The organism is Streptomyces sp. FH025, from assembly GCF_017427025.1.
Classification (GTDB): Bacteria; Actinomycetota; Actinomycetes; order Streptomycetales; family Streptomycetaceae; genus Kitasatospora.
Window position 1 is genome coordinate 1 of record NZ_JAFLNG010000118.1, and the last position, 15,124, is coordinate 15,124.

General features: G+C 72.7%; 12 protein-coding genes. 6 read left to right on the forward strand and 6 right to left on the reverse strand.

All coding sequences use genetic code 11. The features are described 5' to 3' along the window. Together J0670_RS11710 and J0670_RS11715 are read left to right on the forward strand one after the other, a co-directional pair. The coding region (locus tag J0670_RS11710) for a type I polyketide synthase (RefSeq protein ID WP_207811438.1) at window positions 1–2,691 on the forward strand (2,691 nt) is incomplete at its 5' end. A 66-nt stretch (window positions 2,692–2,757) separates the two neighbouring features. Beyond that, window positions 2,758–6,009, forward strand: coding sequence for a non-ribosomal peptide synthetase (locus tag J0670_RS11715; protein ID WP_207811439.1), 3,252 nt, complete (start codon window positions 2,758–2,760; stop codon window positions 6,007–6,009). An 81-nt stretch (window positions 6,010–6,090) separates the two neighbouring features. On the opposite strand, the gene J0670_RS11720 is transcribed toward J0670_RS11715, so the two are convergent. The 3 genes from J0670_RS11720 to J0670_RS11730 all read right to left on the reverse strand — a co-directional run bounded on the left by J0670_RS11720 (window position 6,091) and on the right by J0670_RS11730 (window position 8,640). Beyond that, window positions 6,091–6,753, reverse strand: coding sequence for a response regulator transcription factor (locus J0670_RS11720; protein WP_207811440.1), 663 nt, complete (start codon window positions 6,751–6,753; stop codon window positions 6,091–6,093). Further along, window positions 6,738–8,063 (reverse strand): sensor histidine kinase, encoded by a 1,326-nt coding sequence (locus J0670_RS11725; protein WP_207811441.1) that lies wholly within the window; start codon window positions 8,061–8,063, stop codon window positions 6,738–6,740. Before J0670_RS11725 ends, J0670_RS11720 begins: the two co-directional genes overlap by 16 nt. 130 nt (window positions 8,064–8,193) lie before the next feature. Then, entirely contained in the window at window positions 8,194–8,640 is a 447-nt protein-coding gene (locus J0670_RS11730) for a hypothetical protein (RefSeq protein WP_243436888.1), read from the reverse strand. Between the two features lie 264 nt (window positions 8,641–8,904). Here J0670_RS11730 and J0670_RS11735 point away from each other — a divergent pair, with 264 nt between their 5' ends. Continuing rightward, the gene (locus tag J0670_RS11735) at window positions 8,905–9,123 is read left to right on the forward strand and encodes a DUF5988 family protein (protein WP_207811442.1); all 219 of its coding nucleotides are present in this window, start codon (window positions 8,905–8,907) and stop codon (window positions 9,121–9,123) included. Window positions 9,124–9,314: 191 nt separating this feature from the next. Here J0670_RS11735 and J0670_RS11740 read toward each other — a convergent pair whose 3' ends face one another. Continuing rightward, window positions 9,315–10,082: an alpha/beta fold hydrolase gene (locus tag J0670_RS11740; RefSeq protein ID WP_207811443.1), complete on the reverse strand. Its 768-nt coding sequence runs from the start codon at window positions 10,080–10,082 to the stop codon at window positions 9,315–9,317. Between the two features lie 229 nt (window positions 10,083–10,311). On the opposite strand from J0670_RS11740, the gene J0670_RS11745 reads away from it, so the two are divergent. Together J0670_RS11745 and J0670_RS11750 are read left to right on the forward strand one after the other, a co-directional pair. Continuing rightward, window positions 10,312–10,602, forward strand: coding sequence for a hypothetical protein (locus J0670_RS11745; RefSeq protein ID WP_207811444.1), 291 nt, complete (start codon window positions 10,312–10,314; stop codon window positions 10,600–10,602). A 365-nt stretch (window positions 10,603–10,967) separates the two neighbouring features. Further along, a complete protein-coding gene (locus tag J0670_RS11750) occupies window positions 10,968–11,885 on the forward strand; it encodes a ParB N-terminal domain-containing protein (RefSeq protein WP_243436889.1) in 918 nt (305 codons plus the stop codon). 11 nt (window positions 11,886–11,896) lie between these two features. On the opposite strand, the gene J0670_RS11755 is transcribed toward J0670_RS11750, so the two are convergent. After that, entirely contained in the window at window positions 11,897–12,811 is a 915-nt protein-coding gene (locus J0670_RS11755; protein ID WP_207811445.1) for an ATP-binding cassette domain-containing protein, read from the reverse strand. Window positions 12,812–13,186: 375 nt separating this feature from the next. Beyond that, on the reverse strand, window positions 13,187–14,257 hold the full coding sequence (locus tag J0670_RS11760) for a helix-turn-helix transcriptional regulator (protein ID WP_207811446.1): 1,071 nt from the start codon (window positions 14,255–14,257) through the stop codon (window positions 13,187–13,189). Window positions 14,258–14,426: 169 nt separating this feature from the next. Here J0670_RS11760 and J0670_RS11765 point away from each other — a divergent pair, with 169 nt between their 5' ends. Next, window positions 14,427–14,699 carry a hypothetical protein gene (locus tag J0670_RS11765; RefSeq protein WP_207811447.1) on the forward strand — a complete coding sequence of 91 codons (273 nt, stop codon included), beginning with the start codon at window positions 14,427–14,429 and terminating at the stop codon, window positions 14,697–14,699. The last annotated feature ends 425 nt before the right edge of the window (window positions 14,700–15,124 follow it).

The window sequence follows — 15,124 nt, forward strand, 5'->3', positions numbered from 1 at the left end:
TCGCCGGTGACCGGTAGGGCGGTGGTTCCCGCCTCGGCGCTGGTCGACATCGTGGTGCGGGCCGGTGACGAGGCCGGCTGCGGCCGGGTCGAGGAACTGACCGTCGAGTTGCCGTTGGTGCTGCCCGAGCGCGGCGCAGTGCGGATCCAGGTGGCCGTCGGGGAGGCCGACCCCGCAGGGCTGCGGGAGGTCGCGCTGTTCGCACGGGCGGCCGAGGGGGAGTGGGTGCGGCATGCGTCCGGCACCCTGGCCCCGGACGACACGGACGGTGGCGCCGACGCGAGCACGGAGACGTGGGCGGTGCAGTGGCCGCCGACGGGGGCCGAGCCGGTCGACGTGGACGTGATGTACGAGCGGCTGGCGGTCGTCGGGCACGCGTACGGGCCGGCGTTCCGCGCGGTACGGACGGCGTGGCGGCGCGGCGACGAGGTGTTCGCGGAGGTGGCGCTGGCCGGTGGGACCGAGGTGTCCGGGTTCGGGGTGCACCCCGTGCTGCTGGACGCGGCGTTGCATCCCGTCGGGCTGGAACAGGCAGACGGCGAGGGTCCGTTCCTGCCCTTCGGGTGGGGTGACGTGCGGGTCCACGCGTCGGGCGCGCTGGTGACGCGCGTGCGGGTGGCGCCGTCGGCCTCGGGTGAGGGCGTGTCGGTGGCCCTGGCCGACGAGGGCGGCCGGCCGGTCGCCTCGGTGGGATCGGTGGTGTTCGGACCGCTGGCCGAGGGTGCTCTGGACCGGGCTGCGGGGGTGGTCCGTGACGGGCTCTTCCGGGTGGACTGGGTGCCGGTCGAGGCGCAGGAGGCGGCCGGGGAAACGGCTCGTCCGTGGGCGGTGCTCGGCGACGACGGCGGACTGGCCGTGCCCGGTGCCGTGGCGTACGCGGACGTGCCGGAGCTGGTCGCGGCGGTGGAGGCGGGTGCCGCGGTGCCCGAGGTCGTGCTCGTCTGCTGCGTCCCCGGCACCGCCTCCGAGGCGGCTCCCGGAACCGGGCTCCCCGGCACCGACGGCGGAGACTCCGCGGACGTCCCGGCGGCGGCCCGGGCCGCGGTGCTGGGGATGCTGAGCGCGGTCCGCGGCTGCCTGTCGGCAGGCGCACTCGACGGATCGCGGCTGGTGGTGGTGACCGAGCGCGGTGTGGACGCCGGTCGCGACGGGGACGTGCGGTTGGAGAGCGCGGGCGTCGTCGGGCTGGTGCGTGCCGCGGCCGGTGAGCATCCGGAACGGGTCGTGCTGGCGGATGTGGAGGTGCTCGCCGGCTCCGGGCCCCTGGTCGTGTCCGGTACGGCCCTGGAGGAGCGCGAGTTCGCGGTCCGCGACGGGGTCGTGCGGGTGCCGAGGCTGGCGCGTGCGGCTGCCCCGGACGACGGCGGGGCACCGGCCGTCGCCCGCCCGGGCAGTGTCCTGGTGACCGGGGCCTCGGGTGCGCTGGGCGGCCTGGTCGCCCGGCACCTGGCGGCGACCGGGCGGGCGGAGCGGCTGCTGCTGGTCTCGCGCCGCGGCGCGGCCGCGGCCGGCATGCCCGCCCTGGCCGCCGAGTTGGCGGGGGCCGGGACGGGTGTGCGGGTGGTGGCGTGCGACGCCGCCGACCGCGGGCAGCTGGCGGGTGTCCTGGACGGCGTGCCGCTCACCGGGGTCGTCCACACCGCGGGTGTGCTGGACGACGGCGTCATCGGGTCGCTCACCTCCGAGCGGGTCGAGCAGGTGGTGCGGCCGAAGGTGGATGCCGCCTGGCACCTGCACGAGCTGACCCGCCACCTGGAGCTGGACACCTTCACGCTGTTCTCGTCGGTGGCCGGTGTCTGGGGCACCCCGGGGCAGGCCAACTACGCGGCGGGCAACACCTTCCTGGACGCCCTGGCCGCCCACCGTCGCCACCTGGGCCTGCCCGGTGTGTCGCTGGCGTGGGGGCCCTGGGAGCAGGGGATGGCGGGCGAGCTCGTCGAGGCCGACCGTCGGCGGATGGCCCGGCAGGGGCTGAAGCCGCTGCCCGCCTCCGAGGGGCTCGCCCTGTTCGACGCGTCCGCCCGCGCCGCCGATCCCCTGCTGGTGGCGGCGAAGCTGGACCTCACCACCCTGCGGCGCCCCGGGAGCGTGGTCCCCGAGCTGCTGACCGGACTCGTCCGTCCCGGCCGGCGCACGGCGGGACGCTCCGGCCCGGAGGCCGGGAGGAACCTGCTGAACCAGCTGGCCGCGCTCCCGCCCGAGCAGTTGGAGGACGCGGTCCTGAACCTGGTGCTGAGCCAGGCGGCCCTCGTGCTCAACCGGCCCGGCTCCGAGTCCATCGAGGCCGCCCGCTACTTCCGTCAGCTCGGCTTCGACTCGCTGACCGCGCTGGAGTTCCGCAACCGGATCACCGGCGCCCTCGGGCTGCGGCTGCCCGCGGCGGTCGTCTTCGACTACCCCACTCCCGTGGAGCTCGCCCGGTACCTCCGGGACCGGATCGCCGAGCAGGAGATCGACTACGAGCCGGTGCTGAACGAACTCGACCGGCTCAGGTCGCTGCTGACGGCGATCGTCCGGCGGGGCGGGCAGAAGGCCAAGATCACGAGCCGTCTCGAACACCTCCTGGAGGAGTTCCGGGGGGCTGACGCAGGCGGTGCGTCCACCGACAGGGACACCTCCTCGGACGAGGACATCATCGGGGCGACGGACGACGAGATGTTCGACCTGATCGAGAAAGAGCTGGGGATCTGAGCGGTCGGGCGGCAGCGGGAACACCGGCGGACCCAACGGACTGGTAACTGGTAGAGGAGCGACGTGATGATTTCCGCGGAAGGGCGCAAGCCGGCGGATCCGGGCGGCGACGCGGGAGTCTCCCCCCGGGAGGAAGCGCTGTGGCTGTTCGAGTCGATGGTGCCGGGCACTCCCGTGAACAACCTGTCCGTGGCGCTCGCCGTCGCGGGCCGGCTCGACCCGCTGCGGCTCGACGCCGCGCTGGGCGCGGTGCTGCGGCGCCACGCGGCCCTGCGCACGGTCTACCGCGGAGAGGGGGCCCGGCTGACCAAACGGGTGGTCGGCCCGGGGGAGTTCCGGCTGAACCTGGTGCAGGTGGTGACGGTGGGCGAGCCCACCGAGGCCGACCTCGCGTCGGTGACGGCGGTGCCGTTCGCCCTGGACGGCGGTCCGATGCTGCGGGCGGTGCTCTTCCGCTCGCCGGACACGGACGTCCTCTGCGTCACGGCGCACCACCTGGTCTTCGACGAGGAGTCCGCCCCCGTCTTCCTGGAGGAGCTGGCGTCCGCGTACGAGGGCACCCGTGACGACGCCGACCCCGACGCCGACCCCGACGCCGACGTCGCCACCGACGACGGTGCGGCGAACGGCGCAGCCGGGCCCGCCCCGAGCCGGGAGAGCCTCGCGTACTGGCGCGAGGAGCTGGCGGGCGCGACCACCGACACCATGGAGCTGTCCTGCACCGAGCCCGAGCCGGACCGGCCGACGCTCGCGGCGGCGCGGCTCGACCACGCCCTGCGGCCCCGGACGGTGGCCGGGGTCCGCCGTCTCGCCGCGGACCTCGGCGTCCCGGAGTCGGCGGTCCTGCTGGCCGCCTACTACGTGCTGCTGGAGGCCTCCGGCGCCGGGCCGGACCTGCTGGTCGGCTTCCCGGTCGACGTCCGGCCGGAGAACGCCGACCGCGCGATCGGGTACCACGTCAACCACGTGCCGCTGCGACTGCGGCTGGACCGGCGGGAGAGCGTCCGCGATCTGGTGCTGCGCAGCCGCGAGCGGCTGGACGCGGCGGTGGCGCACGCCGACGTGGCCGTGGACGCGCAGGCGGACCTGATGCCCGCGGCACGCTCGGGCCGGCGGTCCCTGCCGTTCCGGCACGTGTTCGAGCACCGGAACGGGGGCGGCCTTGCCGCGTTCACCCTCGGCGGGCTGGCGGCCACGCCGCTCCCGGCCCCGAGCGGCTTCGGCAAGTTCGACCTCCGGCTCCGCGCCACCTCGACGGACGACGCGGTGGTGCTGCACGCCGTCTACCGGACCGAGCTCTTCGAACAGGCCCACGCGGAACTGCTGTTGGCGCGGTTCGAGGCGGTGTTGAACTCGTTCGCGGACGACCCGGACCGTGCGGTCGCCGAGGTCGAACGGTGGAGCGAGCGGGACCACGAGATCGTCGGGGCGGCGAACGACACCACCCGGCCGGTCGAGCCCGCCTCGGTGCTCGAAGCCGTCCACGCGCAGGTCCTGCGCTCGCCCGATGCCGTGGCCGTCGTCGAGGGCGGCCGTACGGTCGGCTACCGGCGGCTCTGGAACGCGGCCCACGCCGTGCGCGCCCTGCTCCGGGACGCCGGTGTCGGCACCGGCGACGTGGTGGCGGTGGCCCTGCCGCGCGGGCCCGAGCTGGTCGCGGCCGTCCTCGGGGCGTGGCTGGCGGGCGCGGCGTACCTGCCCGTCGACACCGCCCACCCCGAGGAGCGGATCCGCTACCAGCTCTCCGACTCGGCCGCGCGGGTGCTCGTGGCGACGGCGGACACGGTCGGCGGCCTGGCGTACGTCGCCGAGGACGGCCCGCTCGTACTGGCCGTGCCGCCGGTCGAGCAGGCCCCGGAGCCGGGGACGGCCGACGCCGACGCCGGTGCCGGTGCCGTGACCGTGGACCCGAAGGCCTGCGCGTACCTGATGTACACCTCGGGCTCGACCGGCCGGCCCAAGGGGACCCTGATCGACCACGCGGCCCTGGGCAATGCGGTGGCGCACTTCGCCGAGCAGTTCGGTGCGGCGGCCGGCGACACGACGCTGTGGACGACGACGTTCGCGTTCGACATCTCCGGCCTCGAACTGTTCGTGCCGATGGTCACGGGTGGCCGCCTGGTGGCCGCCCCCGACCAGGCGCGCAGCGACGGCCGGCTCCTGCGGGAGTTGATCGAGGAGCACGGGGCGCGGTTCGTCCAGGCGACGCCGACCACCTGGCGGCTCGTCATCGACCGGGTGGCGGACTGCCTGCGCGGCCGGGGCGTCATCGTGGGCGGGGAGCCGGTGCCGCTGTCCCTGGCCCAGCGGCTGGTCGCCGCGGGCTGCGTGCTGCACCACGCGTACGGACCGACCGAGACGACCATCTGGTCGACGTCGCGCGTCCTCGTGGAGGAACCGCAGGGCCGCCTCGACGTGGGCAGCCCGATCCGCAACACCAAGGTCCACGTGGTCGACGGGCACGGCCGCGATCTGCCGGTCGGTGTCCGCGGCGAGCTCTGCATCTCGGGCGTCGGTGTGGCGATCGGCTACCACGGCCGTCCGGACCTCAACGCGCAGCGCTTCGGCGAACACCCCGAGTACGGCCGGTTCTACCGGACCGGCGACGTGGCCTGCTGGCGCGCGGACGGCCTGATCGACCTGTTCGGCCGGAGCGACCGTCAGGTCAAGCTGCGCGGCAACCGGATCGAACTCGGCGAGATCGAGGAGACCCTGCTGGCCCACCCCGAGGTCGGCGGCGCCGCGGTGATCATGGTCGGCGACCCGAGCGCGGACGCCGTGCTCATCGGCTGTCTGGAGCCGGCCGACGGCCCGATCGACACGGCGGGCGTCTGGGCCCACGCCCGCGCCCGGCTGTCCCGGTCCATGCTGCCCGGGGACCTGGTGACGGTCGACGCCATGCCGCTCAACGGCAGCGGGAAGGTCGACTACCCCGCACTGCAGCGGATGGTGGAAGCCCGGCGCAAGGCCGCGGTCCGGCCGGGAGCGGACCACCGGGGCCACGCGGACCACCAGGGCCACGCGGACCACTCGGACCGTCCGGACCGCGCGCAGTGCCCGGACCTGGACGACCTGACGGCCGAGCTGACCGGGCTGTGGCGGACCATCCTGCGGGACGAGGGCCTCGACGCCGACGCGGACTTCTTCGCCTCCGGCGGGAACTCCATGCTCGCCGCGCTCGCGATGCAGGAGTTCCAGAACAGCAGCGGAGTGTCGATCAGCCTCGCGGAGGTGTTCGAGCGCCGCACCCCGCGGGCGCTGGCCGTCGTCGCCCGGGAGGCGGCGCGCCGGACGGGGGACGCGGCAGCGGCCGGCTGACGGGCCGGGGCCCGATCCGCGCGAAGGCCCTGCGGGACGTCCCGCAGGGCCTTCAGGGTGCCGCCGTGACCCGGGCGGCTCTCACTGCTCGTCCTGCTCGTCGGCGCCGAGGTAGGCGAGGACGGCCCGGACCCTGCGGTTGGTGTCGTCGTCGTTGGCCAGCCCGAGCTTCGAGAAGATCGTGGTCGTGTACTTGCTGATGGAGCCTTCGCTGAGGAACAGCTGGTTCGCGATCGCCGTGTTGGAGAGTCCCTCGGCCATCAGCGCGAGGACCGAGCGCTCCCGCTCGGTGAGGGTGGCGAGGGGGTCGGCCCGCTTGGGCCGGCCCAGCAGCTTGGCGACGACCGTGGGATCGAGCGCGGTGCCGCCGTCGGCGACGCGCTGGACGGCGTCCATGAACTGGTCGGCGTCCAGGACGCGGTCCTTCAGCTGGTAGCCGATGCCACCGTGCCCGTCCGCGAGCAGCTCGCGCGCGTACAGCTGCTCCACGTGCTGGGAGAGGATCAGCACCGGCAGGCCGGGGACGGCCCGGCGCGCGGAGAGCGCGGCCTGGAGTCCCTCGTCGGAGAAGGTGGGCGGCAGCCGGACGTCCACGATCGCCGCGTCCGGCCGGAGGTCGACCAGGGCGGTGAGCGCGGCCGGCCCCGAGTCGACGGCCGCGACGACGGTGTGGCCGTACGCCTCGACGAGGCGCACCAGCCCGTCGCGGAGCAGGAACAGGTCTTCGGCTACGACAATTCGCACGGTACCGCCACGGTGATGTGAGTGGGTCCTCCGGCCGGGCTGTCGATCTCCAGGCGTCCACCGAAGGCGGCCATGCGGCGTTCGATGCCGCTCAGCCCGGAGCCTGTGGATGCGGCGGCTCCGCCGATTCCGTCGTCGCTCACGGTAGCAGTGAGCGTTCGTGCCGCGTACGTGAGCTCCACCTTCACCCGTTCGGCACGGGAGTGCTTGGCCACGTTCGCCAGCAGTTCGGCGACGGAGAAGTAGACGGCCGACTCCAGCGGGCGTTCGGGCCGCGAGGGCACCTGGCTGAAGACGTCGACCGACACGGAGGAGTCGAGGGCGAGGGCCCGCAGGGCGTCGACCAGGCCGCGCTCGGCGAGGACGGGCGGGTTGATGCCGCGGACGAGCGAGCGCAGTTCGGCGAGCGCGGTGACCGAGGTCGCACGGGCCTCGGCGAGGATCGCCTTCGCGGCCTCGGGGTTGGTGTCGACGAGCCGCTCGGCGGCGCCCATCGACATCCCCATGGCCACCAGCCGGGCCTGGGCCCCGTCGTGCAGGCCCCGCTCGATGCGCTCCAGCTCGACGGCCTGGGTGTGGGTCAGGTCGGCGCGGATGGCCTCCAGTTCCTCCACCCGCCGCCCGAGCCGGGTGCTGGGGACCGGCCCGAGGAACCGGCGGCCCACGGGGAGCAGGATCCGCCACGCGAAGGGGGCGCCGGCCAGACCGGCCACGACCACGGCGATGCCGTAGCCGGTGACCTCGGGCGTCAGCGCCATGTAGCAGCCGTAGCCGACCGCGAGCAGGGGCAGGGCCGCGACCGGCAGCACGGTGACCGTGGCGACCAGGGCCCACAGGCCGTCCCAGTGCAGCTGGGGGTCGTGGAAACGGGCCTGCATCCTGGCCCGCCGACGGGCCTCCCGCTCGGACTTGTGGTACTCGTGGCCGTCCCACCAGAAGCCGGTGGCCATCCTGGTGACCGGCGGGACCTGGCGGTAGGTCACCTGGAGGTCCAGGCCGAGCCAGGCCGCCGCGCACCGGCGCGCGGCCTTGGCGAGCGCCCGGCTGGTCAGCGGGTGCACCACCCACAGGGACACGGCGACCCAGAGGATCACCATCAGGGTCTCCCCGAGGGTCGCCAGCGCGCTGACGGCGAAGGGGGCGGACAGCCCGTCGGACCAGGAGTAGGCCAGCGCGGATCCCCCCACCCCGACGGGAACGGCGACCAGGGCCATCACGCAGGTGAGTGCGGTCAGCACGGCGGACCGGTACAGCCCGAGTCCGATCTCCGCGCCCCACCGCAGGGGACCGGTCCCCTGATCTCTCCTCATCGGCCACTTCCTTTCGCAGGGATGATCATTGTGTCAGCCGGGACCTGGGCCGGAAGCCGCGCGGGACGACGGATGGCCGGACACCGAGAGCGGTCCGGCCATCAGAAGCGTGGAGCTGGTCCCCGGGGCGTCACTTCTTGCCGGGAGCGGGGAAGGCGGCGCTCAGCGCGGAGCCGCGGGTGATGACCGCGACGCCGATCAGGGCGAGGGCGGACAGGCCCTGGACCACGGCGTACCAGGCCGGGCAGAGGCCGGGGATCAGGTCCACGGCGATGATCGCGATCGGCAGGATGGTGGCCACGGTGCGCAGCCGGTCGAAGGCCTTGTACTCGCCCTGGGCGGCGCGGGCGGCGAACCGGTGGAGCAGGAAGGTGGCCAGGAACAGGATCGACCCCCGGATCCACATGAACGGGCTGGCCTCGTGGCCGGTGAACGCCATCACGGCGACCGTGCCGAGGACGATCGCGCCGATCGCGCCGAAGAGCGTGATGCACTTCGTCACGTTGCCGAAAGCGTCCTGGACGCGGGAGCTGCCGAGCTGCGCGGTGGTGCCGGTGATGCCGTCGGTGTTGGCCATGGTTCCTTCTCCTCCGTGTCGTTGTGTCTACGACGGTACGGATCCGCCGGTCGGCCCGACATGGGTCTGTCCGCACGGACGGGTGGGTCTAGGCCCACTCCTGGGCCGACGCCCCGAAATCGCTGTTCGCGCTGTTCAACTGCGTTGCTCCGTACGGACATTGTTTTCGTTACGATCGCGCGCAAGGCCGGCGAGCAGGTCGAGGAGCAGCAGAGAGCCGGAGCAGGGCAGGAACCCCGACCCCCCAGAGAAGTGAGGGCGAGCATGAACGAGAACGGTGCACCCAACGTGTTCCTCACCGGCGCCTCGGCGATCACCGGTTCGGAACGGCTGCGCCACGTGGCGGACGTCGGCGCGGCCAAGGTGACGGTCCCGCTCGGCAACCGCAACGTGCACTTCGAGGACAGTTCCGAGACCACTCTCGTCGACGGCCGCGAGCTGCGGGTCTACGTGTGGACCCACAGCACCTACGTGGCCGAGTGACGCGCGCGTTCGAACACTGAGCGACCGCACGCCGAGGCCGTGCACCGTCCGGGATCCGGGCGGTGCACGGCCTCGGCGTTCCACCCACGCGCGGACGGCAACGGCCCCGCGACCGCCCAGACTCGCTGGGCCGTCGCGGGGCCGTCGGGGGCGGGAGGCGGCGCCGGCGCCTCCCTGGCTCGGGCGGACCGTCAGCCGGCGGTCCGGGCGCGCTCCTGCCGGAAGTGCTCGACGAGGACCGCCATCACGTCCTTGCTCCGCTCGCTGATGAAGAAGTGCCCACCGGCGAACACCCGGAGGTCGAGCGGCGCCGTCGTGTGGACGGCCCAGGCCTTCGCCTCGTCGAGGGTCGTCTTGGGGTCGTTGTCGCCGGTCAGCACGGTGATCGGGCAGTCCACGGTGGCCTCGGGCTCGCAGCGGTACGCCTCGATCGCCGTGTAGTCGGCCCGCAGCGCGGGCAGCGCCGCCCGCATCATCTCCTCGTCCCCGAGCAGGGCCGAAGCGGTGCCGCTCAGTCGGCGCACCTCGGCAAGGATCGCGTCGTCACTGCGGAAGGTGTTCTCCTGCCGGAACGTCGAGGGCGCGCGGCGGCCGGAGGCGAACAGCCGCACCGGGGCGAGTCCGTCGGCTTCGAAGCGGCGGGTCAGCTCGAAGCCGATGACGGCTCCCATGCTGTGGCCGAGGAAGGTGAGCGGGAGTTCCGGCTGTCGCCGGAGCACCTCGTAGAGGCGGTCGACGAGGGTCGTCAGGTCGTCGACGGGCTGTTCCATCCGACGGTCCTGCCGGCCGGGGTACTGGATGGCGAGGACGTCGACACCGGGGCCGAGCGCCGCCGAGACCGGAAGGTAGAAGGACGCCGAACCGCCCGCGTGCGGGAGGCACACCAGCCGAGCGGCCGGACTGTCGGCAGGGTGAAAACGTCGGCACCACAGTTCATCTCCGGGCGAAGGCCGAGACATGCCACTCCAGAAGGTAGTCACACCGGATCGTCAAATCGAACTCCGAACATAGCAAGGGCCGCCGCCCGCGCTTCTCCGCTCAACTGTGGGGAACAGGGCAGTTGAACGGTGACCGGGCGGACGGCCCGGCTGGTATCTATTGGAGCGAGGGAACGTGGCTGCCTGTTGCGTTGTCCCGATGATCCCGGTTTTTTTCCGAAATACGCGGCGACATTGAGAGGTGACGTACATGGGGCACAAGTTCTCCCTGGTCCTCAGCCGGGAGATCACCGACGAGGAGTCGGCGGTCCTGCGCGAGGGCTTCGAGGGCGCGGTCTTCTCGACCGACGCGCTTCCGACCGATGCGGAGGTCGCGGTCACGAGGATCGACTTCGACGACGAGGTCTCGCCCTCCCTGGCCGAGGCGATCGAGTCGGCCCTCGAGTCCGTGAGGACGGTTCCGGACCTCACCGTTCCCGGCCTCAGCGTCCCGGCCGTGCCGCAGGCGCCGGCCGAGGAGCAGGCCGACGAGGAGGCGTAGCCGATCGGCGTGGAGTGACGTCCGCCGAGACGGCGGAGGGTGTGAACGCGCTGGTCGACCGGGGTGCGGCGCCCCGGGGCGAGGGCCGGCCGGACAGGGGTCCCTTATGTCGCGTAAGGGGACCCCTAAGTCCCCTGGCGGCGGGTTCCGGGGCGCAGCAGGGGCTGCTAGCGTGTGATTCGAGTTAATTCGAGTTAATTCGAGAACAATCGGACCAGCAATTGACCGGTTTTCTGTCTCGCTGCTGCGATTGAATCGCCGGATTGCCATGGGGGTGCAGTATGGGCCTGCTAGCCCGGAGCGTAATGCCGATAGTAATTGATGGGGGCTGGGACGGCGAGCCGGAAATCGTCCCGGTTCCCATCATGGACATCCTGCCCGGGGATTCGCCGCGGCTGGAGGGCGAGGACAAGGTCCACGTCCTGCGGCTGGCGGCCCTCGAAATCCCGCTGCCGCCGATCCTGGTCGACCGGCGGACGATGCGGGTGATCGACGGGATCCACCGTCTGATGGCCGCCTCCCTCAAGGGCCGGAAGACGATCGACGTCAGGTTCTTCGACGGCAGCCGCGAGGAGGCCTTCCTCAGGGCGGTCGAGGCGAACGTCGAGCACGGACTGCCGCTGTCGCAGGCCGACCGCACCGCGGCCGCGCTGCGCATCCTCAAGTCGCACCCCACCATGTCGGACCGTGCCGTCGCGAAGTCGACCGGCCTGGGCGCCAGGGCCGTCGCGGAGCTGCGCCGTTCGTCCGACGCGGTGCCGCCGTCGAACTTCCGGGTCGGGCGGGACGGCAAGGTCCGTCCGCTGAACGGGGCGACGGGGCGGCTGCGGGTGGCGGAGCTGATCCGGGAGAATCCCGAGGCCTCGCTGCGCCAGGTGGCGAGGTCGGCCGGCGTCTCGCCCGCGACCGCGCTCGACGTGCGACGGCGGCTGGAGCGCGGCGAGGGGCCCCTCCCGTGTCCGCGGAACGCCCCGGGCGCGGCGGCGGAGTCCCGGAAGGAGAGCGATCCGGCTCCGGCCCCGCTGGTCGAGGAGCCGCCGTCGACCGTCACCCTGGAGAAGCTCATGCGCGATCCGTCGCTGCGCCAGAGCGAGCTGGGCCGGCGGCTGCTGCGAATGTTCAAGGAGAACGTGCTGGGCGCGCGGGAGATGACGGACATCTGTGCGTCCGTGCCCTCGCACTGCATCGAGCTGATCATTCAGCTTTCCCGTCAGAACTCGCAGATCTGGGAGGAATTCGCCCAGGAGCTGAACCGGCGGGCCCGGATCGTGAACCCGGAATAGGGCACCCGGATTCAGGAGGCGGCGCGCTTGCTGATCAGCGCGAGGAACGCGTCGAGCGCGGCCTGGTCGACGCGCAGGTCCTCGGGCGTGACGCGGAGGTCCGCCAGCAGGGCGGTGACCTCGCCCAGCGCGTCGTCGTCGCCGGTCACCACGACGTGGTCGCCCTGGCGGTTGACGCCGGTGATGCCGGGAAGGCGCGCCAGGAGGCCGTGGTCGAAGGGCGCGGAGGGGCCGAACTGGATCCGCTGCCCGCTCCGGACGCGTTCGAGCAGCCTGGCCGGGGTGTCGGTGAGGGTGAGGCGGCCCTTGTCCATCAGGGCGATCCGGTCGCACAGCCGCTCGGCCTCCTCCCAGTGCTCGGTGACCAGCAGGATGGTGACGCCGCCGGCGCGGACGGTCTCGATCAGGTCCCAGGTGGCCTCGCGGTCCCACCGGTCCAGCCCGGTGGTCAGCTCGTCGAACACCGCCACCTGCGGGTTTCCGGCCGCGGCCAGGGCGGCCTCGAGCTGCTCGTCCGGCCGGCCGTCCGGCCCGTCGTCCGCGGGCCGGCCTCCGGGCCCGGTGCCGCGCCCGAGCGCGTCCATGAGCCGTCGCCAGTCGGCGGGATCGCGGTAGAAGGAGCTGTAGAGCGGCAGTGCCTCCGCGACCCAGGCACGGTCGGACGCCCGGCCGTTCCGCAGCCGGGCGTCGAGTTGTCGGGTGATCCCGGACCGCTCCGACCGGGGATCGTGGCCGAGCACCTCGATCCGGCCGTCGTCCCGGTCCCGCAGCCCTTCGAGGCATTCCACGATCGTGGTCTTGCCCGCGCCGCGGGGCCCGAGAATCCCGAAGATCTCCCCTTCCTCGACCGTGAAGGACACATCGTCGACCGCCACGATTCCGCCGAACGCCTTGCACAGATTCCGCACGTCGATCACCACGGACATGGTCGTCCTTTCGCATGTATGCCGGCGAGCGCCGGTGTCGGCCGGGTTTGAGAACTTACGGTCTTCCCACCCCGTGTGGCCACCCCGTTACGCCCCAGGTGCGGTGGGTCTATCCCCACCGATTCCTGGACCGTGAGTTCGATTCGGGCGTCGAGGAACATGCGAGTGATTCCGTGTACGGGTCGGACGCCGGCCGGAAATGCGTTCGGAATTCCGCCTTCCGTTCCCGGGCGGCGGAAGGCGGGAGAATCCGGCGGCGAGTCGTACGCGGACTCGACAGCCCGGAGACGTTCCCGCGGTCGGTCGGTGAGGAACCGGACCCGACCGCCGGAGAGCGGGCGTCAGGGCAGATCGTGCCCTGACGCCCGCTCAGTTCTACGGCCGCGGCGGAGAGGGCTGTTGCCACTCGGCGGCCGAGGCCGCCGGTCCCTTCCCGAGCAGGCCCGCCATCGCCACGTTGTACCCGGCCTGGAAGCGGCTGGTCGCCTCCAACTCCTCGGTTATCTCCGATATGTGACGCCGACAGGTGCGCACCGACATGCCGAGGCGGCGTGCCACCATCTCGTCCTTGTAGCCCTGGGCCATCAGCCGGAGGATCGACTGCTTGAGCTCGTCGGTGGCCGGCGTGGCCTTCGGGGTGTCGCAGGCGAACGGGGTCGCGCTGTCCCACAGGTGCTGGAACACCGCGCACAGGAAGGCCACCAGGGTCGGCTCGCGGACGATGGCGGCCCCCGCCGACTCCCCGCCCTCGCACGTGCGCACCGGCAGGAACACCGTCTCGCGGTCGTAGATCAGCATCCGGTCGATCACCTCGTCCGCGGTGCGGATCTCCGCGCCCAGCGCGGTGACGTCGCGGACGTACGCCTTGGTGGCGAGGTCCCCGCGGGCGGTGTGCTGGTAGATGGTGTGCATCCGCACCCCGCGCTCCAGCATGCCCTCGGCGGACTTCCGCGCGGCCGGCAGCAGCGAGGAAGGGCGGGCACCGCCGGGCTGGACGGTGAGCACCTCCTTGCGGCAGGTCTGCCCCAGACGGTTGAGCACGTTCTGGATCGCGTCGACGTCGGTGATCACGTCGAAGGCCTCGAACCGGTTGCGCAGTCGACGGCCCTCGAAGTACAGCGGCGTGAGCGACAGCAACTTGCCGCGCACGTCGGTGACCGCCTGCATGAGGTCACGGATCTGATGCTCCGTCGGTCCGACCAGGTCGGCGGCGGCCACGTCCGGACTGACCGGGACCAGGACGCTCGGGTCACCGGGCCTGGGCTGCAGCAGACGCATCCGCAGCAGGACCTGCTCGATGCGGTCGACCTCGGGTTCGTCCAGCTTCAGTACCGAGATGATGGCGGCCCGGTCGAAACACCCTAATTGGACGGCGTGTCCATAGGCGCTCGCACTCAGATCGTCGAGTTCGGTGAATCCGGTCTGAAACTGTGGGTGTCCGAACACTCAGAAGCCCCCGTTGGAGTGCGAAGTTCCTGCCATGCAACTTTACGCCATCGAGATCCACTCGGACTTGTGATCTCCGACGGGCAGAGTGGGTCCTCAGGGCAAGCCGACTGGCCGGGGGGCGTTGCTTGCCGGAGTTCTCCGACTGATCCGACCGCTTGGGGATGGGATGAAGGCCTCGATCAGCAGACTTCCGGGGGCTGCCAAGGGCGCGCTGCTCACCGTGGGTGTCGCGGCTCTGCTCGCGTTCGGCCACACGTCGACATCCGATGCCGCCATCACCAACGTCAGCGACGACCGATGGGGCATCAGCCTGCTGCAGCCGGGTCTCCCCGGCGACCACCTCGGCCTCGGTGCGGACCTGCACGCCAGGGCCGTCGGCGACGGGCCGGCCGGCGCCGAAGCCCCTGGCGTGCGGCACGACGACGACCGCTGGGGCTGATCCTCCGAACGACTGCGGGACGGACCGGCCCGGGGCGCGAACAGCGACCGCCCCCGGCCGGATCCGGCGTTTCGGCCGGGTGAGCAGCACCCGGCCGCAGCTGCTCACAGACCGTCAAACCACGTCGGGTACGGGCGGCAGGGGCGACGACGGCGCCCGGTCACGAGGGCCCCGCGCGGTGCACCGCTCCTGCCCGGCCGTCCGGGCGGACCGCCGTCAACCCGCCCTCGCTCCGGCGCCGCCGCCCGGCGCGCGCCCCGTCGTCCTCCGGGCCCGTTCGAGGTGGCGGGGGTGTCCGACGGAGCTCCGCGGCCCGTACCCTCGGCCTCGTGGCGCGTGGACCGCCGGGCGACCGGCGACCCGCACGCGGCGTACCGCGGGAGCGGGAGAGCGCCGAGGCTTCCACCGCCGCCCACCACCGTGCC